Genomic DNA, 21998 nt, shown 5'->3' with positions numbered 1-21998 from the left:
GGCGCGGCTCTTGAGGAGGTAACGTTTCATGAAGCGTAGGGAATTCATTGCCGCCGGTGCGGCCCTGGCCGCCACCAGCCTGCTGCCGGAAACCCCCGCCTGGGCGCGCGGGCGCACCCTGCGGCTGGGCCTGATCGGCACCGGCATGCGAGGCCAGGTGCTGCTGAAGGAACTGGTCCGCCGCGACGATGTCGAGGTCATCGCGCTGTGCGACATCGAGCCGATCATGCTCAAGCGCGGGCTGGACATGGTGTCCAAGGCCGGCAAGAAGGCACCCACTGCCTACGGGCAGGACGGCGACCGCAACGCGTGGAAGCGTCTGCTCGAGCAGCGCGGCCTGGACGGGGTGATCATCGCCACGCCGTGGGAGTACCACGCGCCGATGGCCATCGCGGCGATGCAGGCGAAGATCCCGGTGGGCTGCGAAGTGGTCGCCGGCATCACCCTGCAGGACCACTGGGACGTGCTCAAGACCCAGCTCGACACCGGCACGCCGTACATGCTGCTGGAGAATGTCTGCTACCGCCGCGACGTCATGGCCGCGCTGCAGATGGTGCGCAAGGGCCTGTTCGGCGAACTGGTGCACTTGCAGGCCGGCTACCAGCATGACCTGCGCGGGGTGAAGTTCAACTCCGGCGATCCGTCGCAGCCGTACGACAGCGGCGTGGAGTTCGGCCCCAAGGCCTGGTCCGAGGCGCGCTGGCGCACCCAGCATTCGGTGGACCGCAACGGCGAGCTGTACCCCAGCCACGGCATCGGGCCGTGCGCGATGTACACCGGCATCAACCGCGGCAACCGCTTCACCCATATCAATGCGTTCGCCAGCAAGGCGCGCGGCCTGCACGAGTACACCGTGGCCAAGAGCGGGGGCACCACCCATCCCAGCACCCAGGTCAACTTCAAGCTCGGCGACATCGTCACCACCACGCTGGCGTGCGAGAACGGCGAAACCATCCTGCTGCAGCACGACACCTCGCTGCCGCGCCCGTACTCGATGGGCTTCCGCGTACAGGGCACGAAGGGGTTGTGGATGGATGTGAACCAGTCCATCCACATCGAAGGGCGCAGCCCGCCGCACAAATGGGAACCGTTCCAGTCCTACCAGGACCAGTACGAGCACCCGCTGTGGAAGCAGCACGCCGACACCGCCGCCAGCGCGGGCCATGGCGGCATGGACTGGTTCGTGATCCACGCGTTCGTCGAAGCGCTCAAGGCCAAGGCGCCGATGCCGATCGACATCTACGATGCCATCACCTGGAGCGCGATCACTCCGTTGTCGGAGCAGTCCATCGCCAACCGCTTCCAGACCCTGGAGTTCCCGGATTTCACCGCCGGGCTATGGAAGCAGCGCAAGCCGATCTTTGCGTTCGACGGGACGTATTGATCAGCATCCCCCACCCCGGTGCAGCCGCTGTAGTCCCGGGGTGGCCAAGCTACATGTCGGGGAGTTGGCCCACGGTTTGCGTTCCGGACAGAATGTCGAGTTTGACTGTACATTTCGGCAGGCTCTCAAACTGGCCTTCGGTGTGAAAATGTGTGTCAGCCTCGAACACGCAAAGAACCACACGGCGCGCGCCGGACGCGCTGACTTCGGCGAAACGGAGAAGATGGCGGACCCGATTCGAACACCCGGCCAATGGCTTCGGAAGCCATTGATCTATCCGGCCGAGCTACAGCCGTGTTTCACCTGGAGTGATGGCCGAGCCGCGGTGCAAAGCGCTGTGGGTAAGCATGCGCCGATCGCCAATGTGATCGATAGTATGTTGAGAGTAGGCACGGCAGCCTGGAGCACAATGTACAAGTACAGGTCAATTCATTGGGTGGATTTGACCTGGCTTAGTGTTCCGCTGGAGGCGCGCTTATGCGGAACCTTGAATAGAGAACCTGGGGTCGTGAGCTCTGCGACATGCATTATCTTCGGCCACCATTCCAAAAGTCTCGCCGCCCGATCATAGTGGCTGAGCGTATCCCAACCTTTGGCAAGAACAAACACAGTCAGCCCAAGTCGGGCAATTGCTTCGCGCTCTGGCTGACGTCTGTGATGGTGGTCTTGCGTGACGTGTATCCGAACGCCTTGTTGGATCGATAGCTCGAAAAGGGTGAGATCCTTGGTTCCAGTACTTGCAAAGTCACGGACGTGAACCACTTCGTGGTCATGCACTTGGGCGATCTGATGAATCGCCCTTGCCAACGAGGGAGGCAGGTTCTCGTCGAGCTGGGCTTTCACGAAACGGACCGTTGCTCAAATTTTAAGGCTTTTCGCACGGCCGCTACAGGAATTTCGTATAGACGGGCGACTCGCTGTTCGTCTCCGCCTTCCGCTCGTAAAGCTTCACAGATGGCGATGGTTGGGACGCCAGATTCGGTCAATATTGGTTGTCCGAACCTTCGGTCAGGGTCGAACACGACTGCACGTGAACCCTTCAGAGGGAACCAGCGTGCGGCGTGGTCATCCACGTTCAGTTCGATGCCCTCGCGCAACGATGGTGCGATAACTTTACGGATTACGTCCTGCCGCTTGACCACATCAACCAGCGCAGGATCACCGCTGTCGCTGATCAATTCCATAAAGATCCGACTTCCGTCGGTTTTAAAGGTGGTACTTGTAAACGGATACTCCCGGCCAAGCCGCTCATGCAATTCGTCGATCGTGCGACGGATCAGATTCAGTGGTACGCCATGGGCCACAAAGGTGCGCACAAAGCGCAACTCAATCAAGTCACGGAAGCCTATGCCTTCAATTCCCGTGTCTTTCCATTGGGAGGACCACAGCGGTGGATGCGAAATCAACTGACCGTCGCGCCGCGTGCCATATCCCTTCAACCAACGTCGAAGCTCGGCCGGGCTACCACCAATGAACCTCGCGGCATCTGCATAAGAGTAGAGACCGAGTCCGAAGGTGTCCTGCGCTGGCATGGCTACGCCCATGGCGGTGAGTCTACCCAAGTGGGGGGCCTATGGTTGACCCAAAGTAAGATCTTGCGCCAGACGCGTCGCTCTCACTGAGACGCACCGCAACATCCCAGCGATCCGAGCAGAGATGCATAAGGGAGGAAAGATGGTGCGCCCGGAGGGATTCGAACCCCCGACCAATGGCTTCGGAAGCCACTACTCTATCCGGCTGAGCTACGAGCGCATGTTGCAACTGCCGTGCCGCCGGCCAGGCCGGGGCGGGCATCGCAGCGCCATGAGGCGGTGCGGGACGGGCATTCTATCCGTAAACGCGGCGCAGGTCTGCCCCCCGGGGTGAAACGGGCCGTGCGACGCCCGGCGGCGGGCTTGGCGGTATCCTTTACGCATGGCTTATGAACGTTTTGACGCCCCCGCCGGTGCCCCGCCGTCGCGATGGGGCCAGTACTGGAAACTGATGCGCGCCGATCGCCCGATCGGCACCCTGCTGCTGCTGTGGCCGACCTGGTGGGCGTTGTGGCTGGCGTCCGGTGGGCTGCCGCCGCTGTGGACCCTGTTCGTGTTCACGGCCGGCGTCTGGCTGACGCGTTCGGCCGGCTGCGTGATCAACGACTACGCCGACCGCTGGCTGGACCCGCACGTGAAGCGCACCAAGGACCGCCCGCTGGCCAGTGGGCGCGTGTCCGGACGTGAGGCGCTGGTCCTGTTCGCCGGCCTGATGCTGGTGGCATTTGCGTTGGTGCTGACCCTGAACGCGCTGACCATCGGGATGAGCTTCATCGGCATCTTCCTGGCCGCCAGCTACCCCTATCTGAAGCGCTACACCCATCTGCCGCAGGTATACCTGGGCATGGCCTTCGGCTGGGGCATTCCGATGGCGTTCGCCGCCATCCAGGGCGAGGTGCCGGTGATCGGCTGGCTGCTGTATGGCGCCAACATCCTCTGGTCCACCGCCTACGACACCTGGTACGCCATGGTCGATCGCGACGACGACCTCAAGATGGGCTCGCACTCCACTGCGATCCTGTTCGGCGATCTGGATCTGGTCATCCAGGGCATCCTGTATGCGCTGTTCCTCGGCACGATGGCTCTGGTGGGCGTACGCGGCGAGCTGGGGCTCTACTACTGGCTGGGCGTGGCCGTCGCCGCCGGGCTGATCGCCTATGAATTCTGGATCGCCCGCAAGCGCGAGCGCGATCCGTGCTTCAAGGCCTTCCTGCACAACAACTGGGTGGGCGCGGCCTTGTTCGCGGGCATCGCCGCCGCGCTGGCCGGGGCGACCATGCCGTAAACCTGCACCCGGCAGGCGAGGTGCTCAGTCGGTGGCGGGCCAGTAAGGCGCGCGGGCGAGCACCGCGTCCACCACGGCCTGCAGCTGGGCGTCGTCCAGGCAACTGCCAAACACGCGCTGCAGCTCTTCGCGGACCTCTTCCCTGAACACCTGCGGCAGGCCGGGCAGCACGGTCCGCGCCGCCGCCACCAGCGCATCGATGCGGCTGCCCATCGAGTCGCACAGCGGCGGGGCCAACGCGCCATCGAGCACGCCTTCCAGCAACAGGGTCCCGCGCGAGCGTGGTGGCGCATTCCCGGGGTCGAGAGGAGAGCGCTGCAGTGCTGTCTCCAGCACGGTCAGCGCCTGCAGGCGTGCGTGGGGGTCCGCATGGTCGGCCAGCACCTGGCAGAGCGAACGCCGGCCCTCGTCCACGAACCGTGGCTCCTCACCTGCATCGTCCAGGCGCAGTCGCAGCTGCGTGTAGAGCTGGTTCGCGCGCTGTGCGGCCGGTACTTCGGGCGGTTCGATCGCGCGCAGTACCTGGTAGTCGGCCGCCAGTTCACGCAGCTGCGGTGCCTGTTCACGCGCCCAGTGGCGCACCCGCACGTCTTCGGCCACATAGCGGCCCAGCTCCCGTGCCTCGTGGCTCGCCGCGTCGCGCAGCAGCGAGTACCGGTGCAGCTCTCGGCGGTACTGCGTGCCCAGTGCTGCCGACTGCGCCCCTCTGAAGGCGGCGTTGGAAGAGGTCACCACCTGCAGCCGCTGCCCGAAGGCCGTGACCCGGACGTGCAGCAGGTCGCGCCGACGGCGATGCAGGTCCACATCGCCGCCATGCCGGTTCAACGCCCAGTTGGGGGCGAGGTGGTCGCGGCAGGCATGGAAGTCGTCGCCCATGCCGTCCGGCATCAAGGCGCGCAGACGCTTGTACCGGGCGGACAGGTCGTGCGGGTCCGCCGCCACCGGCAGGGGCAGCCAGGCCGAGAGGGGGCCCTCCGGTGCCGATCCCGTGCCGTGCGCAGGCCCATCGTGCAGCTCGATCAACAGGGATGCCTGCTTGTCCGGATGCAGTGAGGTGGTCAGGCTGATCGCGCGCAGGCGCTCGACACCCGTCAACGCACGGTCGACATACAGCAGGGCCAGCCGCGGGTCCCGCACCGCAGGCAGCGTGCCGTAGGTGATGAGCAGCTCCACCTCGGGCGGGGGAGCACTGCAGGCGCGATCTTCCGGCAGGCCGTTTGGATCAAACGCGATGACCTGGACGCGCAGGTTGCCCTCGGACGCAAACGCGCGCTGGTAGTTCTGGGCCTGTTGCGCATCCGCTGCCAGCAGCATTGCACGCAGGTCGCGTTCGGCCAGGCGGATGACACGATGGAAGTGCTGGCCGATGGCCGCCGCCCTGCAGGGTTCGCGCGCGCCGGCGTCGCGACGTCCGTTGCCAACGGCGATCGAACGGTCGGTCCACACGGGCGCCACGACGCCATCCTCGACGGCCTGCTGCGGCGGGTACTGGAACAGCAGCGGACCTGGGTCCAGGTCGGCGGCGGGCGCGGTGACAGGCTGTGCGACGAGTGTGAGCCATGTGGCGCCGGGCAGGCAGCGCCGCACGCGACGCAGCGCGACCGGGTCGCTCTCCCACAGGTCGCCGTCCACCAGCAGCACCAGATCGTCGCTGGGCTGCGGTTCGAGGGTGCGGCGCGCCCAGCCGCGCAGGGCACTCAGCGTCAGCTCCAGCGACGCCGGCCCGGCACCGGCAAGGAACCCGTCCAGGCGGGAGCCCGGCAGCGGGTCGCGACGCCTGCGGCGTCGGTCCGGCGCCGCAGGCATGCTGCGCGTGACCGGCAGCAGCACGCGAAGGCCCCGCAGCGACGGGTCGGCGGCCACGGCGCGCAACAGCCAATGGCGGGTCAGCTGGAGGCCTGAGCCGGCCGCAAGGCACAGCTGCCCGCCGCTGCGGCGGCCGTCGGCATCCACCGTGCGCAGCGCCTGCAGTGCCTGCTGCACGGCGAAGAACTGTGCGGACCGGGCAACGTGCCGAACGCCGCCGGTGCCGACGCGCATGAAGCCGCGCAGCAGCTGCAACAGCCGGGCAGGGGCCAGCAGACCGAACAGCAGTTCTGCATGGGCCGAGCGGGGCGGGTGAAGGGGCCCGTCCGCAAAGGGCACCGTTGCCGCGCGCAGTTGGGCCTGCAGGGTCGGATTCCACCCGTGCTCACGCCACCGCACCCACGCATGACGCGACGTGCCGACGGTGGCATAGCGGCCGCCCCGGCGGTCCAGGCTCAACAGCAGCTGTGCCTGCGGGGGAGGCGGAGCGACACTCCCGGAGCGCATCCCACGCCACAGGTGCTCGATACCGTCGGCGGTGGTGCCCCAGCGACCCTGCCGGTCGCGCTCCACGCACGCCAGCACCACCAGCGGCAGGCCATTGACGAAGCCGACCAGTTCGCGGACGTCGGCCGCGCCGCAGAACGGCAGGCCGTGCACGACCTCGGCCACGTCCCAGTGGTTGCGGCCGACATGCTCCCAGTCGAGCAGCTGCACCATCACCGTGGTGAGGGTGCCGTCGGGCAGCGACTGTTCGGAGGGGACGCCCTCCTGCAGCAGGCGGTGAACCGCATTGCTGGCGCTGCGCCAGTCCAGCAGGTGGCAACACGCCTCGACGTGGTCGACAATCAGCGCGAGAGAATCGGGCGCCAGCGGCACACGCTCACCGGCCCACTGGAACCGATAGCGCCGCAACCACGGCAGCAGGCGCTTCATGAGGAGGTGGCTGTCGTGCGGGTCGCGCAGCGGGGCCAGCTGATCGCTCGCCAGGTGACTCCATCCCAGGCGTTGCAGCCAGCCGCGCACGGACCGCACCACACCGTCATTCGGGAACGTGGCGCTCATGGACTTGGCGCCGCGGCCAGGAGAAGCGCTGCGCCGTCAGCGCGGTGATGCTGGCCAATGATATGCATGGCAGCAGTGTGTTCGATCACCTGCGCGCCACGCTGTGTGCACCATTCCGATTCCTGCGTTGGCCCGATGCAGTGCGCACAATTTGCTCGATGGCTTCATCAATCTACATAGCCGCAGACGATCGAAGTCTGCGTGAGCCGGCATGCCGCACGTCATCACCCTGCCTCGAAGAGTTCACTCGTCAGCGCATCCAGCTCGGCATTCAGCGCCTGCTGGATCTCGTTGAGCTCCGCCGTCAATGCGACGCGCCGCGCGCGGAGTGCGGCGAGGTCGGTGACATCGCAGGAAACCGGCGCGGGCTGCACGTAACGCGCGATGCTCAGATTGGCGCCTGACGCCGCAACCTCCTCCGCGCTGGCGAGATGCGCCATTCCCGGCACATTGACGCGCTCGCTGCAGATGCGGTGCAGACGCGCGGCCCCCGCCGCGTCAAGTCGTGGCCCGCGACCAGCGGGTCTGGCAAGCACCGCCGCGTCGACAAACATCACGGCAGCGTCGCGGCGGACCGTGCGCATCACCACCAGTGCGGTGGCCACGGGTGTGCCGGCAAAGAGCCGGTCGGGCAGCCCGATCACCGTCTCCACCAGGTTCGCATCCAGCCACGCCTGGCGGAGGCTGGCCTCCGCACCGTCGCGGAACAGCACGCCGTGTGGCACCACCACGGCCATGCGGCCGTACTGCGGGTCCAGCGTGGCCAGCATGTGCTGGATCAGCGCGGCGTGCGCCCATTGGCGCGGCACGATGGCGTGCATGAAGCGCAGGTAGGGATCACTGAATCCCCGTGTGGGCGACCACTGCAACGACAGCGGCGGGCACGCGAGGGCGACGTGGAAGCGCCGAAGCCGACCTGCTTCGAGCAACGGCTCATCCAGCGGATCTCCGGCACGGAGGTACGGATTCCCCAATCCATGCAGGAGCAGGCGCAGGCGGGCAACGGCGCAGCGCCGGGGATCGCGCTCCTGCCCGCACAGCAGCTGTTGACGCGCACCGAGCCGGCTGTGCCCGCCATGGGCGTCGCAGACCCAGCGTGCCGCCGCCAGCAGCAGGCGGCCGTCGTCGCAGGCGGGGTCGCATACTGCTTCGTCCCTGCCTGGATCGGTGAGCGCCGTCATCAACCACGCCAATGCGTCCGGAACCGAAGGCGGCTTGGCCGCGCTCCCCCGCTGTGCGGTCGAACGCTCCAGTACCCGGTCAACGGCTTCACCGATATCGGGGCGGTAGGTCCTCAGCCGCCCCCGGAAGTCCAACGCGGGAATGGAGAAGCGGTCGAACAACCGCCTGAGCACCGTATCGCGCTGCTCCGCATCCGCAGGCAGTCCGCTTTCCAGCTGCAAGGCCGGGAACAGGTTGCCCAACCTGGCTGGATTGGCCTGGGCCAGCAGGCGCAGCGCGGCCATGAGCCGCGGCGCATTGCCCGGTGAGTAGCGCTGCTGGAACAGGCGTTCAAAGCGCGCCTCGCCAGGCGCCTCCAGCCTGGGCATGGTGCGCACCGTGCCAGGTTGTTCACTGTGCACGGGAAGCGGATCCGGATCGGCCGTATCGCTGGCGATCTTCAGCAGCAGCAAGGCGAGCAGCAGGTGGGTGGCGGTCTCTTCGCTACCCGCGCCTTCGAGCGCATCGCGTGCGGAGGTCAGTGCGGCGAGCGTGGCAGGCACGCCGCGCAGGGGAGTGCGGCTCATGTGGTTCTCCTTCAGAGCAGGCGTGCGGCGACGGCCGCGATTTCCTGGCGTCGCGCGGCGATGAGTGCCTCGAAGCGGCAGCACTCCACCTGCGCGGCACGTGCGATGGCGACGATGCGCCGTTGCTGGGCCAGTGGCGGCAACCGTAGTGGCAGTTGCTCCACCGCCGCCTTGCGCAGGCTCTTCTGGCGCGATCCGGCGGACTGCCGGCGCAGGTGTTCCTGTGCCGGTGACTGATTGAGCTGCCAGGCCAGGAAGGCGGGCAGCACCGCGTCGTGGGCGGTGACCCGGACCACGTACAGGTGCGGGCTGCACACCGTGTCCGGTGGTGGTGCACACAGCAGTGCGGCCACCGGCTGGTTGCCGCGCGCGGTGAGCAGTACGTCCTCATCCCGCACCCACTCCGGCACCTTGCGTGGGCGCAGACGGGTACGCAGCAGTGCGTCCGCATCGTGCACGCCGCAGGCGGTCACGTTCTTCAGCTGGATCACCCGCACCGGTCCATCGGCAACGTCGACGATCGCGCCCCGGAAGGGGTGGCCTTGGCGCACGCTGGCAACGTCGGCCAGGCGCAGAATCGGATGCAGGGAGTTCATGGATTCCATGCGAAGCACGTGTCAGCTGATCTGGACCATACGGGCATGGAAGCCTCACCGCGTTGGAAGTACGACATCATATCCCGTTTTCCGATATTGGGAAATTAGATATAGCTTTTGAAGCCGCCCTATCAATATGCGCGGCCATGCCAAAGACCATCCATCGACCCGAATACACGCTGCTTGTTGATCTTGTGCGCGCGATGCGCCTGGAGGCGGGCCTCACACAGAGCGAAGTCGCAGATAGGCTGGGCGTCACGCAGTCAAACGTCAGTGACGTGGAGCGCGGAAGCCGCCGATTGGATGTGATCGAGCTGAGAGATCTGGCGCGCATCTGCGGAACATCACTTCCGGACGTTGTGGCGGAGCTGGAGGCCCGCGTGAGGAAGAAGCGAATTCCTCATGAAACAAAGGGGCGGTAATCCTCTGCTCCTGACGCGTTCGGCCATGTTGGTGATCACGCCCGGGAAAGGGTGTCGCTGGCGCACGTTCGCAATCTCCGCCAGTCGCAGAATCGGATGCAGGGTGTTCATGGGTTCCAACCATGCGTGGCGCAGGATGGAGCGTCAATGGGGCGCTCCGCACCATTCGGAATGGTGCACAACGTCCCTGGGAACTGGAACGGATCGCTGGATTCTTGAAAGGTTGCGTATCTCGGGATTGGTCGCTGCAGAGTGCCGATCAATCGCGATTCATCCCGTGCGCAGAATGCAGTCACTCGGGCCTGCGTAGACATCCGTGTTCAGGGTGATGACTACGCTGGCTGCCGGCGAACGTCATCAGGGAATGACATCACGGCATAAGCATGCCGGGATCGCACATAGGCCATTGAAAACGCAGACGTTGCGGATTCCGTACCGGGCGGAATTGACGAATTCGTATGGATATTGCCACGCGGCCTTAACCCTGCGCTGCACACGATTGCTCCGACCGCGGCATTCCGCCCGCGGCATCCGGAGATGCGACATGGGCCAGCAGCACAATCAGAGTTCCCAGAACCAGCGTGGTCAGCAGCAGGAGCGCGGACGCGGCCAACAGCAGCAACAGCAGCAGGAACAGCAGCAGCGCAACCAGAATCAGCAGCAGGGTGGGAAGGACGAAGAAGAGTGACGGCTGGTTGTACCGACCACACGTGAGGGCCCCGCTTCGGCGGGGCCTTCATGCTTCAGCGGTTGCCATCAGCTCATCTTCATAGGCCGAGAAACGCTGCAGGTCAAAGGTGTCCACGCGCATGGCCTGGGCGGCGGTGGAAAACGCCAAGGTGGCCAGCACCCGCTCGGGGTGCTGCGCCCACGGCGGTACATAGCGGGGCGCTGCGATCAGCCCGGTCTCACGATAGGGAGCCAGCGTCACCAGGTCGCCGAGGTCTACCCGCCCGCAGAACATCAGGCGCAGCGTATCGCCGCGATTCTCATGCAGGGCGCGCTTGATGAAGGCGGTGACCAGCAGCAGCCCCTCCAGGTACGCCCCGTCCTTGGTGAAGCACACCCGGCCGCGCACGTCGCCACCGCGGAAGATGCGGGCCGCGCTGCGGTAGCTGTCCACCTCTGATTGCCCCGCCGCCAGGAATGCGCGGAACACCTCGATGAAGTCCGCGCCTTCCAGCGCTTCCTGCAGCCGTACCACGCGCAGCGCCAACCGCCGCAGCCGGTTGATGTCCATGGCCCCGGTGATGATTTCCGAGAAGGTCGCCAGCCCTTCCTGGGTACGGGTGGTCCGCGGTGCGCCGGCGCCCAGGCAGCGCAGCCAGGGCTGGTGCTTGCCGTTGAGCAGCGTGGCGGAGTGGATGAAGGCCTCGTGCTCGACCAGCTGGTCCAGGTCCAAGGTCGAGAACAGGGCATCGGCGCGCAGGCGGATGACCTTGCTGCCAGCGGCGGCCTTGGAGGCCAGCTCCGTATCCAGGACCACCTTGACCGGGTCATCGGTGAAGAACGGCTCGATCCGTTGGCGCAACAGCACGGAGAAGTCCGGGGCAGGGATGTCGTACTGGATGCGGGGCACGTACTGCGAGCCGATCAGCTGATCGGTGATGGCCAGCATCTGCGCCGCCGACTGCGCGGTGGTGGTGGCCTGCGAGCGGTACTGCGTGGCGGGCTGGCCGTACAGCAGGGTGGAGCACTCGGTGAAACGCGGGGTACCGATGTTGGCCAGCATGATGGCGGCCACGCGGTAACTCCAGGCGGTGCGGAACAGCCAGTCGCCCACCGGATGGCCCCGGTCCACGTGCTGCAGGATGTGGTCCAGCGCGCCGATGGTGTCGGCGTGGTCGACCGGTTGGGTCGGCGGGGCGGGCATCTGCGGTTTGCCGGCGCGCCAGGCGTCCAGGAAGCGGGTCTCCAACTCGATGGGCCACGCCAGCCCGGACAGCACGCGGATCCTGCTGCCCAGCTTGGCCAGCCGGGCATCCACCTCCAGCAGCGGGGCAAGCGCAGGGTCCGCCTGGGTGGGATCAGGGCGGGGCGGGGAGGTCAGCAGTTCCACGGCGGTACCTTGGGGAGAGCCACTCCGGCACTGTGGTCCCGGCCGCTTACGCGGACAACGGTCCTTCTACGTGTTCCTGGCCAGAAAATGTACTGGCCATGCTCACCTGCCACGCCTGTTCAGTGTGCCGCAGTACGTGTTGCAGAGTATCCCAGGGTCACCACGATGCCGCGATGTCAAAAGCCTGACGTCGACCGTTGGGAGAAGGAAAGGGTCACCGTTATAATGTGATGTAGTTCACATCTACAGTGTGCTAGCCATCACGCATGACGCGAATGACCCGGTGCGTGCCCGGCATGTGAACGCCATGGCGTTGGCGCGCCGCTATGCTACGCGCCCCGGCGTAGTGTGATCCGCGCCACGACACGAATCAGGAGGATCCGTTGTCCCATCATCGTTCCATGACGCTGCTCGCCCTGTCGCTGAGCGTTCTGCTGGCCGCGTGCAAGCCCGACGCCGCCCCGACTGCCCCGATCGATGCCGCCGCACCCGTGGCCGCTGCGCCGGTTGCCGCGCCTGCCGCGCCTGCCGCCACCGCGCCGGCAGCCCTGGCCACCACCGCCGACGCAGCGAGCACCTGCGCCTACGCCGACTTCGACACGTTCCTGCCGCATTTCGGCCGCGAGATCGCCCTGCAGGAGACGTCGGTCGCCGACCCGCTGCTGAGCGAGCGCTACGACACCGAGGCGCAGGATGAGCCGACGCTGGTCAGCGAGAAGGTCCCCCTCAGCGAGGTCACCTGGCCGGTGATGCCCAACCCCTCCGGCCTGAAGGGCATGGGCCGCGAGATGCAGGTAAGCAAGGAGAACGATGGCAGCATGAAGGTGCTGATCCGCACTCCGGACACCAGCAACCAGCAGTCGTACTATTTCGCCCAGCGCCCGTGTTGGCAGCTGGTGCGCATGGTCGACGAGTCGATCTGAGGAGCTCGTGATGTCCACGTTGCGTTTCGCACCCGCCCTGGCCCTGGCCCTGTTGCTGGCCGCGTGCAGTGCACCGGATGGAGAGGCCGGCACCGCCGCCGCTCCGGCTCCCGCCGCCGTGCCTGCGGTTACCGCGGCTGCTACCCCTTCACCCACACAGCAAGAAGAGAAAGGCATGCACAAGGAATGCCCAGGTGCACGGTTGCACCTGACCGCGTTGCCGGCCAAGGACGGCGAAGCCACCCGCACCCGCCTGGAGATCGAGAAGGACGGCCAGCGCCGTGCCATCGACGCCCCGGCGGAGATGAGTGACTACACCGCCGTTGGCCTGGCCTGCGCAGAGGACACGCAGGGCACTTCGTATTTCGTGGTGCAGTACGGCGAACTGCCGTTCGGCTGCGCGTTCTGCGAATGGTTCTACCTGTACGACGCCGACGGCAAGCAGCTGACCCACAGCAACCCGCCACTGCGCGGCGACGCCGACGCACAGTCGCCCAACAATGACGAGTACTCGCAGTTGATCGCCAAGCTCGGCATCACGCACCCGGAGGTGGACTACATCGAAGACTGAAGCAGGTATCGACCGGACGTCGATGCGTTTCACCGTGGTAGGTATTGACCGTTGGTCAATACGCTTCAAAGGAGCGGTACCCCTTAAGGAAAGCCTCTTTCTCATAGAATGGATAGCACAGACATGCCTAACGACATTTACACCAAGATGGTGCAGCCGGCTGGCGCGGCCTACCGCAGCAGCCAGATCGAATCGTGGAGCCACTACCGCGAGCCGATCGACGAGAGCCGTCCCCTGCACGGCGAATCCCGCCGCTGGGGTGATGCGTCCCCCGAAGTACAGTCGCGCGTCATCGACTCGCTGATCGAGTCCTCGCGTGAAGCCGGCCTCACCCCGCGCGAAACCGCGCACGTGTTGGCCATCGCCCGCGTTGAATCGGGTTTCAATCCCGACGCCGCTGCTGGCACCACCTCGGCCTCCGGCCTGGGTCAGTTCATCGACAGGACCGGCAAGCACTACGGTCTGAACAACGCCAACCGTTTCGACGTCGACGCACAGTCCGACGCGCTGGTGGCGCATTTTGTCGACAACCGCAACCTCGCCCGCGACCGTGGGCAGGGCGAAGACTACATCTACAAGTATCACCACGACGGCCCGACCAAGGATTACGGCGGCCTGGGCCTGTCGCATCGCAAGGTCGCACCGCACCTGGATGAGTACGAACAGTTCGTCAACCAGCGCCTGAGCCAGACGCAGGGCCACGCACCGGGCCAGACCCATGCACCGGCCCAGCCGCAGACGGCCGCGCCGGCTGCCGCGGCCACTGCTGGCGCCGCCGCACAGGCGCACGCCGGCCAGGCCCGCTCGTACGACCACACCATGCAGGTGATGCTGCCGCCGCAGAACGGCGTCAAGCCGCACGTCACCGGCCACTTCGGTGAGCACCGCGGCGAGAAGGCCCATGGCGGCAGCGACTTCAACTACGTGGGTGGCCAGACCGGCCGCAACCTGCAGCACCCGACCGTGCACGCGCCCATCGCCGGCACCGTGACCTCGGTGGGCGGCAAGTACGGCACCGTGATGATCCAGGATGCCGACGGCATCTCGCACCAGATCCTGCACATGCAGGACACCAAGGTGAAGGTGGGCCAGCACGTGGAGCCGGGCGATGCGATTGGCACCATGGGCGGTCGCGGCCCGCAGGGCGCGAACCAGTACGCCCAGCACGTGCACTACCAGATGAAGGATCCGTCCGGGAAGCTGATCAACCCGGAGACCTACTGGAACAAAGGCGTCCAGCAGGAAGCGGGCAAGCATGGCCATGCGCACGACCATGACCATGCACCGGCCGGCACCCTGCGCAAGGGCGACCGCAGCGACGAGGTGGGCAAGCTGCAGGGCGAGTTGAACCGCCTGGGCGTCCGCGACGCCGAGGGCAAGCCGCTTGCCGAAGATGGCAAGTTCGGTGACAACACCCGCGAAGCGGTGCTGGCCTTCCAGAAGCAGCAGGGCCTGAAGGAAGACGGCGTGGTTGGCCGCGACACCTTGGGCAAGCTGGCGGCCGCGCAGTCGCACGGCGCCGACACCCGCACTGCCACCGGGCCGCAGCTTGGCGACAAGGGCCACCCGGACACGCCGCTGCACAACGCCATTCGTGGCCAGCTGCCAAGCGTGATCTCCAACGAAGCGGCGGCCAACGTCACGCTGCAGGCCAAGCAGGCCGGCATCGATTCGCCGGAGAAGCTGCAGAGCGTGACCGTACAGGACGGCAAGGCCTTCGTGATGGGCACCACCCCGGGTTACCGCGCCGCGGTGGACCTGAGCCAGGCACCGTCGGTCGAGCACACCAGTGCACAGCTGTTGGGCAGCAACAACAGCCAGCAGCAGACCCAGGTGCAGGAAGAGCACCAGAAGGTCGCGATGGGCCGCTGAGGCCCTGACCCGCTGCACGTGTGGTGATGAGGCCAGCCAGGGCAACCTGGCTGGCTTTTTCTTTGTCCACGGACCGCTGCAGTAAACTATCGGCCATGGCTGCCGTGGCAGCGTGTTCTGCAGTGGTCAACGTTGAACGTGATGGACATGGGGCGTCACCCGCCGGCTATCGAACTGGTCGCCATCGACATGGATGGCACGCTGCTCGATCCCGCGCACAGGCTCACGCCGCGCGTGAAGCAGGCCATCGCCCACGCCCGCGAGCAGGGCGTAAGGGTCGTGCTCACCAGCGGTCGCCCGGTGTCGGGCCTTGCGCCGTTCCTCGACGAGTTGGGCATCAACGGCAGCGAGGACTACTGCATTGCCTGCAACGGTGGGCTGGTGACGCGCGTGGCCACCGGTGAGGTGGTGGTGGAGTATCCGCTCAGCTTCGATGACTTCCTGTTCTGCGAACGTGTTTCGCGCGACCTTGGCGTGCACTTCCAGGCGCTCCACAACGAGCGCCTGTATACGCCCAACCAGGACATCAGCCTCTACACCGTGGCCGACTCGCACCTCTCGCGCGTGCCGCTGTCATACCGCCGCGTGGAGGACATGGATCCGGAGATGACCTTCACCAAGCTGATGATGGTGGACGAGCCGGCGGTGCTGGACGCCGCGATCCTGCGCCTGCCGGCCGCGCTGATCGAGCGTTTCGCAGTGCTCAAGAGCGCCGCGTTCTTCCTGGAGGTGTTTGACCACCGTGCAGGCAAGGGGCCGAGCCTGCAGAAACTGGCCGAGCACCTGGGGATCGACCGCAGCCGGGTGATGGCCATCGGCGACCAGGAAAATGACCTGAGCATGTTGCAGTACGCCGGCACCAGCGTGGCGATGGGCAACGCCATCGACGCGGTGAAGACCACCGCGTTGCATGAGACGGCGACGAATTCAGAAGATGGCGTGGCGTTGGCGATCGAGCGGTTTGTGCTGCAAGGCGCACCACATCGGTAGCGCCCCGTAAACGGAGCAACGCTTCCACGCGCGGCCCCGGCGATCAGGCGCCCCGAGCCGTACCACCCCGCTGCGCGACATACGCGTCCCACAGCGTCGGCAAGTCTTCACCGGTATGCTGCTTCCACAACGACGGCGTATAGCGGCCGCTGCGCAGCGCCGCGTCCAGCGCCTTGACCAGTCCCGGATGTGCGGCCTCACCCCACTTGAGGAAGGCACCCGTGACGCGGTAGCCGCTGTCCACCTTGTGCTCCGGCTTGACCTGCGTGGGCAATGCCCAGCCGCCGGCACCGTTGTCGACGCCGTAATGGTCGCGGGCAAAGTCGGCAATGCCTTCCACCAGCCACGAGGGCGCCTGTTCGCTGGCGTAGCCCGGGTATCCCTGCACGATATGCATGGCCTCGTGGGTGACCAGGTCGGTGTCGTTGGGATGCTTCTCCAGCCAACGCGGGTTGATGGTGATGGTGGCCGACTGGTCCTTCTCACCCACGTAGGCGACACCGTCGTAGGACGGGTCCATGACAATGCGCACCGTGGATGGCGCCGAAGGATGGAAATCGCGCCGTTCGCGCGGATAGGTGGCGAAGAAGGTGGCGATGATGCGGTCACGCACGTCCGCCGCCGTTGAACCGCTCGTGTCCTGATAGGCCAGGGTGACCCCATCGCGGGTCTGTTGAAGTTCCGCCGCGTGTGCGACAGGGAACGCCAGGCTCGCAACGATGACAGGGACGATCAGACAACGGCGCAAACGCATAGGTGGCACTCCAGGACGTGGTGGGCAACGCGCATCATCGGCGGCCGTGGGGCGCGACAACCGTGCTGATCCTGCAACAGGGCCACGGCGCGTCGCAAGTGCCATTTAGTTCGATCCAAGTGCTGGAAAATGGTTTCATTTCAAATTATTGACAACGCATTTAGATCGATCTAGAACAACTGCGCCCCACGCCTCACGGAATCCCCTGCACACCCGACCCTCCTGCCCCGTTCCGGCGCCGGGAGACCTCGTACTGGAGATCTGCAAAATGAAGCGCACGTTGCTGTCGTTGCTGGTGTCGTCCGTACTGATCCATCCCCTGGCCGCACGGGCCCAGGCGGCCCCGCCCGACGAGGACGGCACCCCGCCGACCACCCGTCAGCTCGATACCGTCACTGTGACCGGCTCGCTGATACCGCGCGCGCAGATAGAAGGCCCCTCGCCGGTGACCACCATCACCGCAGAGCAGATCGAGGCGCAGGGCTTCACCACGGTGTTCGACGCGCTGCGCTCGCTGCCCATGGCCAATGGCTCAGTGCAGGATTCGCAGGGCACCGGCTTCTACACCCCGGGTGCCAAGACGGTCAGCCTGTTCGGGCTGGACCCGAGCTACACGCTGACGCTGCTCAACGGACGGCCGCTCAACAGCTATCCGCTCGCCTACAACGGCAACACCAGCATCGTGGATATCGCCAACATTCCGCTGGGCATGGTGGAACGCATCGACGTGCTTACCGGTGGGCAGTCGTCGGTGTACGGGTCATCGGCCGTCGCGGGCGTCATCAACATCGTGCTGAAGGACAAGGTGGAAGGCGCGCATTTCCGTTACCGCGCCGGCGGCTACAGTGACGGCGGCGGCTCCAGCCAGCGCTTCATCTTCAGCAACGGGCACTCGTTCGGCGACCTGGATGTCAGCTACGGATTGGAATACACCCGACAGAAACCGATCTTCGCATCCGACCGCGATTACATCGACAGCGTCAACGACAGCCCGACCGGCCCGCAGGACCCCTCGCGCACCTTCCTGCGCATGCAGATGTCCCCGAATGGCTACATCGACCCGGGCGAGGCAACCTGCGCGCCGCTGTCAAATCTGTTCGGCGGAAGCACCACGTACGCGCATCGCAACGCGGCGGGCACCGGCTACTACTGCGGCAGCCCCGACAATGTCGGCACCGCTACGCTCTACAACACGAGCGAAGATGTGAATGCCACGACCTTCCTGCGCTACCACCTCAGCGAAACCACCGAGCTGTACTCGGACATCCTGTTCAGCTTCGGGCGGCCGACCTATTCCGGCGGAAGTCCCTTCTGGAACAAGACCTTCTACAACCAGACCAGCGGCAACTACGAGCAGTGGCAGCGCATCTATGCTCCCGAGGAAGTGGGCATGGATGCGAAGGACCAGCGCGTCTATACCCGCTCGCTCAACATCACCGCCGGCGCACGCGGTGGACTGGGTGACACCGGATTCGACTACGACGTCTACGTGAACCGGTCGAGCACCGATGTCACCCGCAAATCCACCGACTTCCTGGCGACCGGCGGGATTGATGACTATTACCTCGGTCCGCAGCTGGGCAAGGTCAACGGCTACGACGCGTACGCACCGAACCTGGACGTGCTGTACCAGCCCCTGACCCGCCAGCAGTACGACCAGTTCAGCGGTACCAACCGCGCTGAATCGTCGGCGTCGCGCACCGGGGTAACCGCGCTGGTGACCAATACGGCGTTGTTCGGCCTGCCTGCCGGCGACGTCGGCTTCGCGATGATCGTGCAGGGCACCCGCGAGAAGTTCTTCAACCAGTCGGCCGACCCCAATGCCGCCGTGCTGTTCCGCGGCCAGACCGCAGGCACTTCGGCCGAAGGCCAGCGTGATCTGTACGCGATAGGGGCCGAACTGCAGGTGCCGGTCTTCGACACCCTCAGCGCCAACCTGTCGGGACGCTACGACAAGTATTCCCTGCAGGGCGGTGGCGGAAACGGCAAGGCGACCTGGAAGCTGGGCCTGGAATACCGCCCGATCGAGTCGCTGCTGCTGCGCGGCAGCTATGCCACTGCGTTCCGCTCGCCGGACATGTTCTACCTGTACTCGCGCGAGAGCAGTGGGTATACCACCAACGTGGACACCTTCCTGTGCCGGCAGGCCGGGTACACCTCGGAGAACTTCGATGAGTGCCCGCAGTCCTCGCTGCAGGTGCTGTCCTCCAGTACGGGCAACCGCGACCTGAAGGACATCACGGCGGAAACGTTCACCTACGGCTTCGTCTGGTCGGCGTTGGACAACGCGTTGAACCTGTCGGTCGACTACAACTCGGTGAAGATCGAAAACGAAGTGTCCATCCTCGGCACTGACAGCATCCTTGCCACCGAAGCCAACTGCCGCCTGGGGACGTCGGAGAACGGCGACGTGGCGTTCGACATCAATTCGCCGACCTGCCGTCAGATCCTGGGCCAGGTGCAGCGGCTGCCAGCCACCGACCCGCTCAACCCCAACGGCGTGTCCAAGGTGTTCTCGTATCCGATCAACCTGGCCAAGCAGCGCCAGACCGGCATCCAGGCCTCGGGCGACTTCAAGTGGAGCGGGGGACGCGCAGGCGAGTTCGGGGTGAACGCGGGCTACTACCGCTCGCTGAAGCATGAGCTGCAGCAGCAGGAAGGTGATCCGGTAAACGACATGCTGTGCTGCGGCAACTCCAACGAACTGCGTTACCGCACGACGCTGGGCGTCAATTGGAACCTCGGTGCCTTCAGCACCAATGTGTACGGCATCCGCAACGCACCCACCTGGAATGCTACGGGCGAGGAACGCAACATCGGTCCCTGGACGACGTGGAACGCCACGGTCAACTACCGCATCAACACACTCGCCAGCGTACTGCTGACCGCCAACAACCTGACCAACGAGCGCCCGCCGGTGGACACCACCAACGGCAACTGGCCGTACTACGACCAGGGGGTGTACAACGCGTTTGGCCGTTCGATGTTTGTGGAGTTGTCGCTGGACTTCCAGTAACAGGGACCGGGGTGGCCGATTGAATGGTCACCCCGGGGGCCGTCCAGCGGACGGCGCCCAAGCAACGTGGGCAGCGTCAGGCCATCCACCTTCTGCCCCCACGTACGGCCTGCATCATCCCATCCCACCCCGATCCACCTGCCGGTAGCCGATGGCCTCGGCCAGGTGCGCGGTGGAGATCTGGTCGCAATGAGCCAGATCCGCCACCGTTCGCGCCACGCGCAGGATGCGGTGCATCGAGCGGGCGGAAAGCTGCAGCTGCTCCACCGCGTCTTCCAGCAGCTGCTGGTCGTCGCTCTGCAGCCGGCAGTGTTCGTCGAGTTCGGCCGGCAGCAGCTGTGCGTTGGGCTTTCCGCTGCGCGTGAGCTGCACCTCGCGTGCGGCGACCACGCGGGCGCGGACGGTTTCGCTGGTCTCGCCCGGCGGTGCGTCGCTGCGCAGTTCGCTCGGTTCCAGCCGGGGCACCTGGACGTGCAGATCAATGCGGTCCATGAGCGGGCCGGAGACGCGCCCGCGATAGCGCGCGATGCTGTCCTGGCTGCACCGGCAGCGCCCGCTGCGGTCGCCGGCCCAACCGCAGGGGCAGGGGTTCATGGCCGCTACCAGCTGGAAACGCGCAGGGAAGGCGTCGGTACGCGCGGCGCGGGCCACCATGACGGTGCCGGATTCGAGCGGCTGGCGCAGCACTTCGAGGGTGTGGCGGCTCCATTCGGGGAGTTCGTCCAGGAACAGTACGCCGTTGTGCGCCAGCGAGATCTCGCCCGGGCGCGGGTAGGCGCCGCCGCCGACCAGCGACACCGCGCTGGCGGTGTGGTGCGGTGCGCGGTACGGGCGATGGCGCCAGCGGGCGGTGTCGATGCCTGCGCCCGTGCAGGACGCCACGGTGGCCGTTTCCAGCGCTTCGGCTTCGGTGGCGTCGGGCAGGATGCCGGGCAGGCGTGACGCCAGCAGGGTCTTGCCGCAGCCCGGGGTCCCGACCAGCAGCAGGTGGTGCCCGCCGGCCGCCGCTACCTCCAGGGCGCGGCGTGCCTGCTGCTGGCCACGCACGTCGCGAAGGTCGGGCACCGCCAGTGGCGTGACGGGCGCCGGCACCGCGTGGGGCAGGGAACGGCCCGCCAGTGCGCCGCACACTTCCAGCAGGGTGCGGGCCACGCGGACGTCGGCATGTTGGGCGAGGGCGGCCTCGGCACCGTTGCTGGCGGGCACGACCAGGGTGCGCCCGAGCGTGGCGGCGGCAATGGCGGCGGGCAGCGCACCGTCCACGCCGCGCAACTCGCCGGTGAGGGCCAGCTCGCCGAGGAATTCATACTGTGCGAGCACGTGGCGGTCGATCTGGTCGCTGGCGGCGAGGATGCCCAGCGCAATGGCCAGGTCGAAGCGCCCGCCTTCCTTGGGCAGGTCGGCCGGGGCCAGGTTGATCAGGATGCGCCGCTGGGGATACTCGAACCGGGCGCAGACCAGGGCAGCACGGACCCGGTCGCGCGATTCGCGGACGGCCGCCTCGGGCAGGCCGACGATCTGTACCGACGGCAGACCGCCGGAAAGCAGGACTTCGATCCGGACCGCGGGCGCATGGACGCCGGCGCGGGCACGGCTGTGCACCAGCGCCAGGCTCATGGTGTTTCCTTTACGGGGCCGGACGCTCGGCCGGCGGTTGCGCAGCGGCTTCCAGTGCGGCCACGGTCTTCTCCAGCGCGTCGAGCTTCTCGCGGGTGCGCAGCAGCACGGCACGCTGGACGTCGAATTCTTCCCGGGTCACCAGGTCCAGCCGCGCCAGACCGGCCTGCAGCGCACTCTTGAAGGTCGCCTGCAGCTCTTCGCGCGATTCGCGCAGCCCGGGGGGCACCATGTCGCTCAGGCGCCGTGCCAGGTCATCGATTTGGTTGAGGTCAATCATGGTGTCTCCGCTGGTGGGGGCATTCTCGGCCTGTCGGGCCGTGACCACCATCAGGCTGGTCAGGCGTTGCGGGTAAGG

18 protein-coding genes and 1 tRNA gene are annotated in these 21998 nt (G+C 66.2%); 9 read left to right on the top strand and 10 right to left on the bottom strand.

The window, feature by feature from the left end; all coding sequences use genetic code 11:
* Positions 1-28: 28 nt before the first annotated feature.
* The gene (locus RT456_RS09275) at positions 29-1384 is read left to right on the top strand and encodes a Gfo/Idh/MocA family oxidoreductase (protein ID WP_313345500.1); all 1356 of its coding nucleotides are present in this window, start codon (positions 29-31) and stop codon (positions 1382-1384) included.
* 429 nt (positions 1385-1813) lie between these two features.
* Here the strand turns inward: RT456_RS09275 and RT456_RS09270 are convergent, their stop codons facing one another.
* The 3 genes from RT456_RS09270 to RT456_RS09260 all read right to left on the bottom strand — a co-directional run bounded on the left by RT456_RS09270 (position 1814) and on the right by RT456_RS09260 (position 3136).
* Entirely contained in the window at positions 1814-2227 is a 414-nt protein-coding gene (locus tag RT456_RS09270) for a DUF5615 family PIN-like protein (RefSeq protein WP_313345498.1), read from the bottom strand.
* Positions 2224-2928, bottom strand: coding sequence for a DUF433 domain-containing protein (locus RT456_RS09265; protein WP_313345496.1), 705 nt, complete (start codon positions 2926-2928; stop codon positions 2224-2226). Before RT456_RS09265 ends, RT456_RS09270 begins: the two co-directional genes overlap by 4 nt.
* Before the next feature lie 131 nt (positions 2929-3059).
* Positions 3060-3136: transfer RNA gene (locus tag RT456_RS09260), tRNA-Arg, on the bottom strand.
* Between the two features lie 162 nt (positions 3137-3298).
* Between RT456_RS09260 and ubiA the strand changes: the two genes are divergently transcribed.
* A complete protein-coding gene (gene ubiA, locus RT456_RS09255) occupies positions 3299-4201 on the top strand; it encodes a 4-hydroxybenzoate octaprenyltransferase (RefSeq protein WP_313345493.1) in 903 nt (300 codons plus the stop codon).
* Positions 4202-4225: 24 nt separating this feature from the next.
* Here the strand turns inward: ubiA and RT456_RS09250 are convergent, their stop codons facing one another.
* The 3 genes from RT456_RS09250 to RT456_RS09240 all read right to left on the bottom strand — a co-directional run bounded on the left by RT456_RS09250 (position 4226) and on the right by RT456_RS09240 (position 9416).
* Positions 4226-7072, bottom strand: a complete 2847-nt coding sequence (locus RT456_RS09250; protein ID WP_313345491.1) for a type I restriction endonuclease — start codon at positions 7070-7072, stop codon at positions 4226-4228.
* A gap of 224 nt (positions 7073-7296) precedes the next feature.
* Positions 7297-8904, bottom strand: a complete 1608-nt coding sequence (locus RT456_RS09245; protein ID WP_313345488.1) for an N-6 DNA methylase — start codon at positions 8902-8904, stop codon at positions 7297-7299.
* Entirely contained in the window at positions 8832-9416 is a 585-nt protein-coding gene (locus tag RT456_RS09240; protein ID WP_313345485.1) for a restriction endonuclease subunit S, read from the bottom strand. Before RT456_RS09240 ends, RT456_RS09245 begins: the two co-directional genes overlap by 73 nt.
* A 146-nt stretch (positions 9417-9562) precedes the next feature.
* Between RT456_RS09240 and RT456_RS09235 the strand changes: the two genes are divergently transcribed.
* Both RT456_RS09235 and RT456_RS09230 read left to right on the top strand, forming a co-directional pair.
* Positions 9563-9838, top strand: a complete 276-nt coding sequence (locus RT456_RS09235) for a helix-turn-helix transcriptional regulator (protein ID WP_313345483.1) — start codon at positions 9563-9565, stop codon at positions 9836-9838.
* A gap of 544 nt (positions 9839-10382) precedes the next feature.
* The gene (locus tag RT456_RS09230; protein WP_313345481.1) at positions 10383-10526 is read left to right on the top strand and encodes a hypothetical protein; all 144 of its coding nucleotides are present in this window, start codon (positions 10383-10385) and stop codon (positions 10524-10526) included.
* A gap of 48 nt (positions 10527-10574) precedes the next feature.
* Here the strand turns inward: RT456_RS09230 and RT456_RS09225 are convergent, their stop codons facing one another.
* Positions 10575-11897, bottom strand: coding sequence for a flavohemoglobin expression-modulating QEGLA motif protein (locus RT456_RS09225; RefSeq protein WP_313345478.1), 1323 nt, complete (start codon positions 11895-11897; stop codon positions 10575-10577).
* Positions 11898-12298: 401 nt separating this feature from the next.
* Between RT456_RS09225 and RT456_RS09220 the strand changes: the two genes are divergently transcribed.
* From RT456_RS09220 to yidA, 4 genes are all read left to right on the top strand, one after another.
* Positions 12299-12820 (top strand): hypothetical protein, encoded by a 522-nt coding sequence (locus RT456_RS09220; RefSeq protein WP_313345476.1) that lies wholly within the window; start codon positions 12299-12301, stop codon positions 12818-12820.
* A 10-nt stretch (positions 12821-12830) separates the two neighbouring features.
* Positions 12831-13391, top strand: a complete 561-nt coding sequence (locus tag RT456_RS09215; protein WP_313345474.1) for a hypothetical protein — start codon at positions 12831-12833, stop codon at positions 13389-13391.
* Positions 13392-13514: 123 nt separating this feature from the next.
* The gene (locus tag RT456_RS09210) at positions 13515-15263 is read left to right on the top strand and encodes a peptidoglycan-binding protein (protein WP_313345472.1); all 1749 of its coding nucleotides are present in this window, start codon (positions 13515-13517) and stop codon (positions 15261-15263) included.
* 141 nt (positions 15264-15404) lie between these two features.
* Entirely contained in the window at positions 15405-16253 is an 849-nt protein-coding gene (gene yidA, locus RT456_RS09205; protein WP_313345623.1) for a sugar-phosphatase, read from the top strand.
* Between the two features lie 43 nt (positions 16254-16296).
* Here the strand turns inward: yidA and RT456_RS09200 are convergent, their stop codons facing one another.
* On the bottom strand, positions 16297-17007 hold the full coding sequence (locus RT456_RS09200; RefSeq protein ID WP_313345469.1) for a basic secretory protein-like protein: 711 nt from the start codon (positions 17005-17007) through the stop codon (positions 16297-16299).
* Between the two features lie 268 nt (positions 17008-17275).
* Here RT456_RS09200 and RT456_RS09195 point away from each other — a divergent pair, with 268 nt between their 5' ends.
* Positions 17276-20023, top strand: coding sequence for a TonB-dependent receptor (locus RT456_RS09195; RefSeq protein ID WP_313345467.1), 2748 nt, complete (start codon positions 17276-17278; stop codon positions 20021-20023).
* A 114-nt stretch (positions 20024-20137) separates the two neighbouring features.
* Here RT456_RS09195 and RT456_RS09190 read toward each other — a convergent pair whose 3' ends face one another.
* Positions 20138-21640 (bottom strand): YifB family Mg chelatase-like AAA ATPase, encoded by a 1503-nt coding sequence (locus tag RT456_RS09190; RefSeq protein WP_313345464.1) that lies wholly within the window; start codon positions 21638-21640, stop codon positions 20138-20140.
* 10 nt (positions 21641-21650) lie between these two features.
* A complete protein-coding gene (locus tag RT456_RS09185; protein ID WP_313345621.1) occupies positions 21651-21920 on the bottom strand; it encodes an accessory factor UbiK family protein in 270 nt (89 codons plus the stop codon).
* Positions 21921-21998: the final 78 nt, after the last annotated feature.

The organism is Stenotrophomonas sp. (genome assembly GCF_032099025.1).
Lineage (GTDB): Bacteria > Pseudomonadota > Gammaproteobacteria > Xanthomonadales > Xanthomonadaceae > Stenotrophomonas.
Note: the sequence above shows the minus strand (reverse complement) of the source record. Positions and strands in the feature narration are given on the sequence as shown.

What these genes read in the sequence shown, in the direction of transcription:
- RT456_RS09275 (WP_313345500.1), top strand. Translation starts at nt 29, where the DNA reads ATGAAGCGTAGGGAATTCATTGCCGCCGGTGCGGCCCTGGCCGCCACC.
- RT456_RS09265 (WP_313345496.1), bottom strand. Translation starts at nt 2,928, where the DNA reads ATGGGCGTAGCCATGCCAGCGCAGGACACCTTCGGACTCGGTCTCTAC.
- ubiA (WP_313345493.1), top strand. Translation starts at nt 3,299, where the DNA reads ATGGCTTATGAACGTTTTGACGCCCCCGCCGGTGCCCCGCCGTCGCGA.
- RT456_RS09250 (WP_313345491.1), bottom strand. Translation starts at nt 7,072, where the DNA reads ATGAGCGCCACGTTCCCGAATGACGGTGTGGTGCGGTCCGTGCGCGGC.
- RT456_RS09240 (WP_313345485.1), bottom strand. Translation starts at nt 9,416, where the DNA reads ATGAACTCCCTGCATCCGATTCTGCGCCTGGCCGACGTTGCCAGCGTG.
- RT456_RS09235 (WP_313345483.1), top strand. Translation starts at nt 9,563, where the DNA reads ATGCCAAAGACCATCCATCGACCCGAATACACGCTGCTTGTTGATCTT.
- RT456_RS09230 (WP_313345481.1), top strand. Translation starts at nt 10,383, where the DNA reads ATGGGCCAGCAGCACAATCAGAGTTCCCAGAACCAGCGTGGTCAGCAG.
- RT456_RS09220 (WP_313345476.1), top strand. Translation starts at nt 12,299, where the DNA reads ATGACGCTGCTCGCCCTGTCGCTGAGCGTTCTGCTGGCCGCGTGCAAG.
- RT456_RS09215 (WP_313345474.1), top strand. Translation starts at nt 12,831, where the DNA reads ATGTCCACGTTGCGTTTCGCACCCGCCCTGGCCCTGGCCCTGTTGCTG.
- RT456_RS09210 (WP_313345472.1), top strand. Translation starts at nt 13,515, where the DNA reads ATGCCTAACGACATTTACACCAAGATGGTGCAGCCGGCTGGCGCGGCC.
- yidA (WP_313345623.1), top strand. Translation starts at nt 15,405, where the DNA reads ATGGACATGGGGCGTCACCCGCCGGCTATCGAACTGGTCGCCATCGAC.
- RT456_RS09200 (WP_313345469.1), bottom strand. Translation starts at nt 17,007, where the DNA reads ATGCGTTTGCGCCGTTGTCTGATCGTCCCTGTCATCGTTGCGAGCCTG.
- RT456_RS09195 (WP_313345467.1), top strand. Translation starts at nt 17,276, where the DNA reads ATGAAGCGCACGTTGCTGTCGTTGCTGGTGTCGTCCGTACTGATCCAT.
- RT456_RS09190 (WP_313345464.1), bottom strand. Translation starts at nt 21,640, where the DNA reads ATGAGCCTGGCGCTGGTGCACAGCCGTGCCCGCGCCGGCGTCCATGCG.
- RT456_RS09185 (WP_313345621.1), bottom strand. Translation starts at nt 21,920, where the DNA reads ATGATTGACCTCAACCAAATCGATGACCTGGCACGGCGCCTGAGCGAC.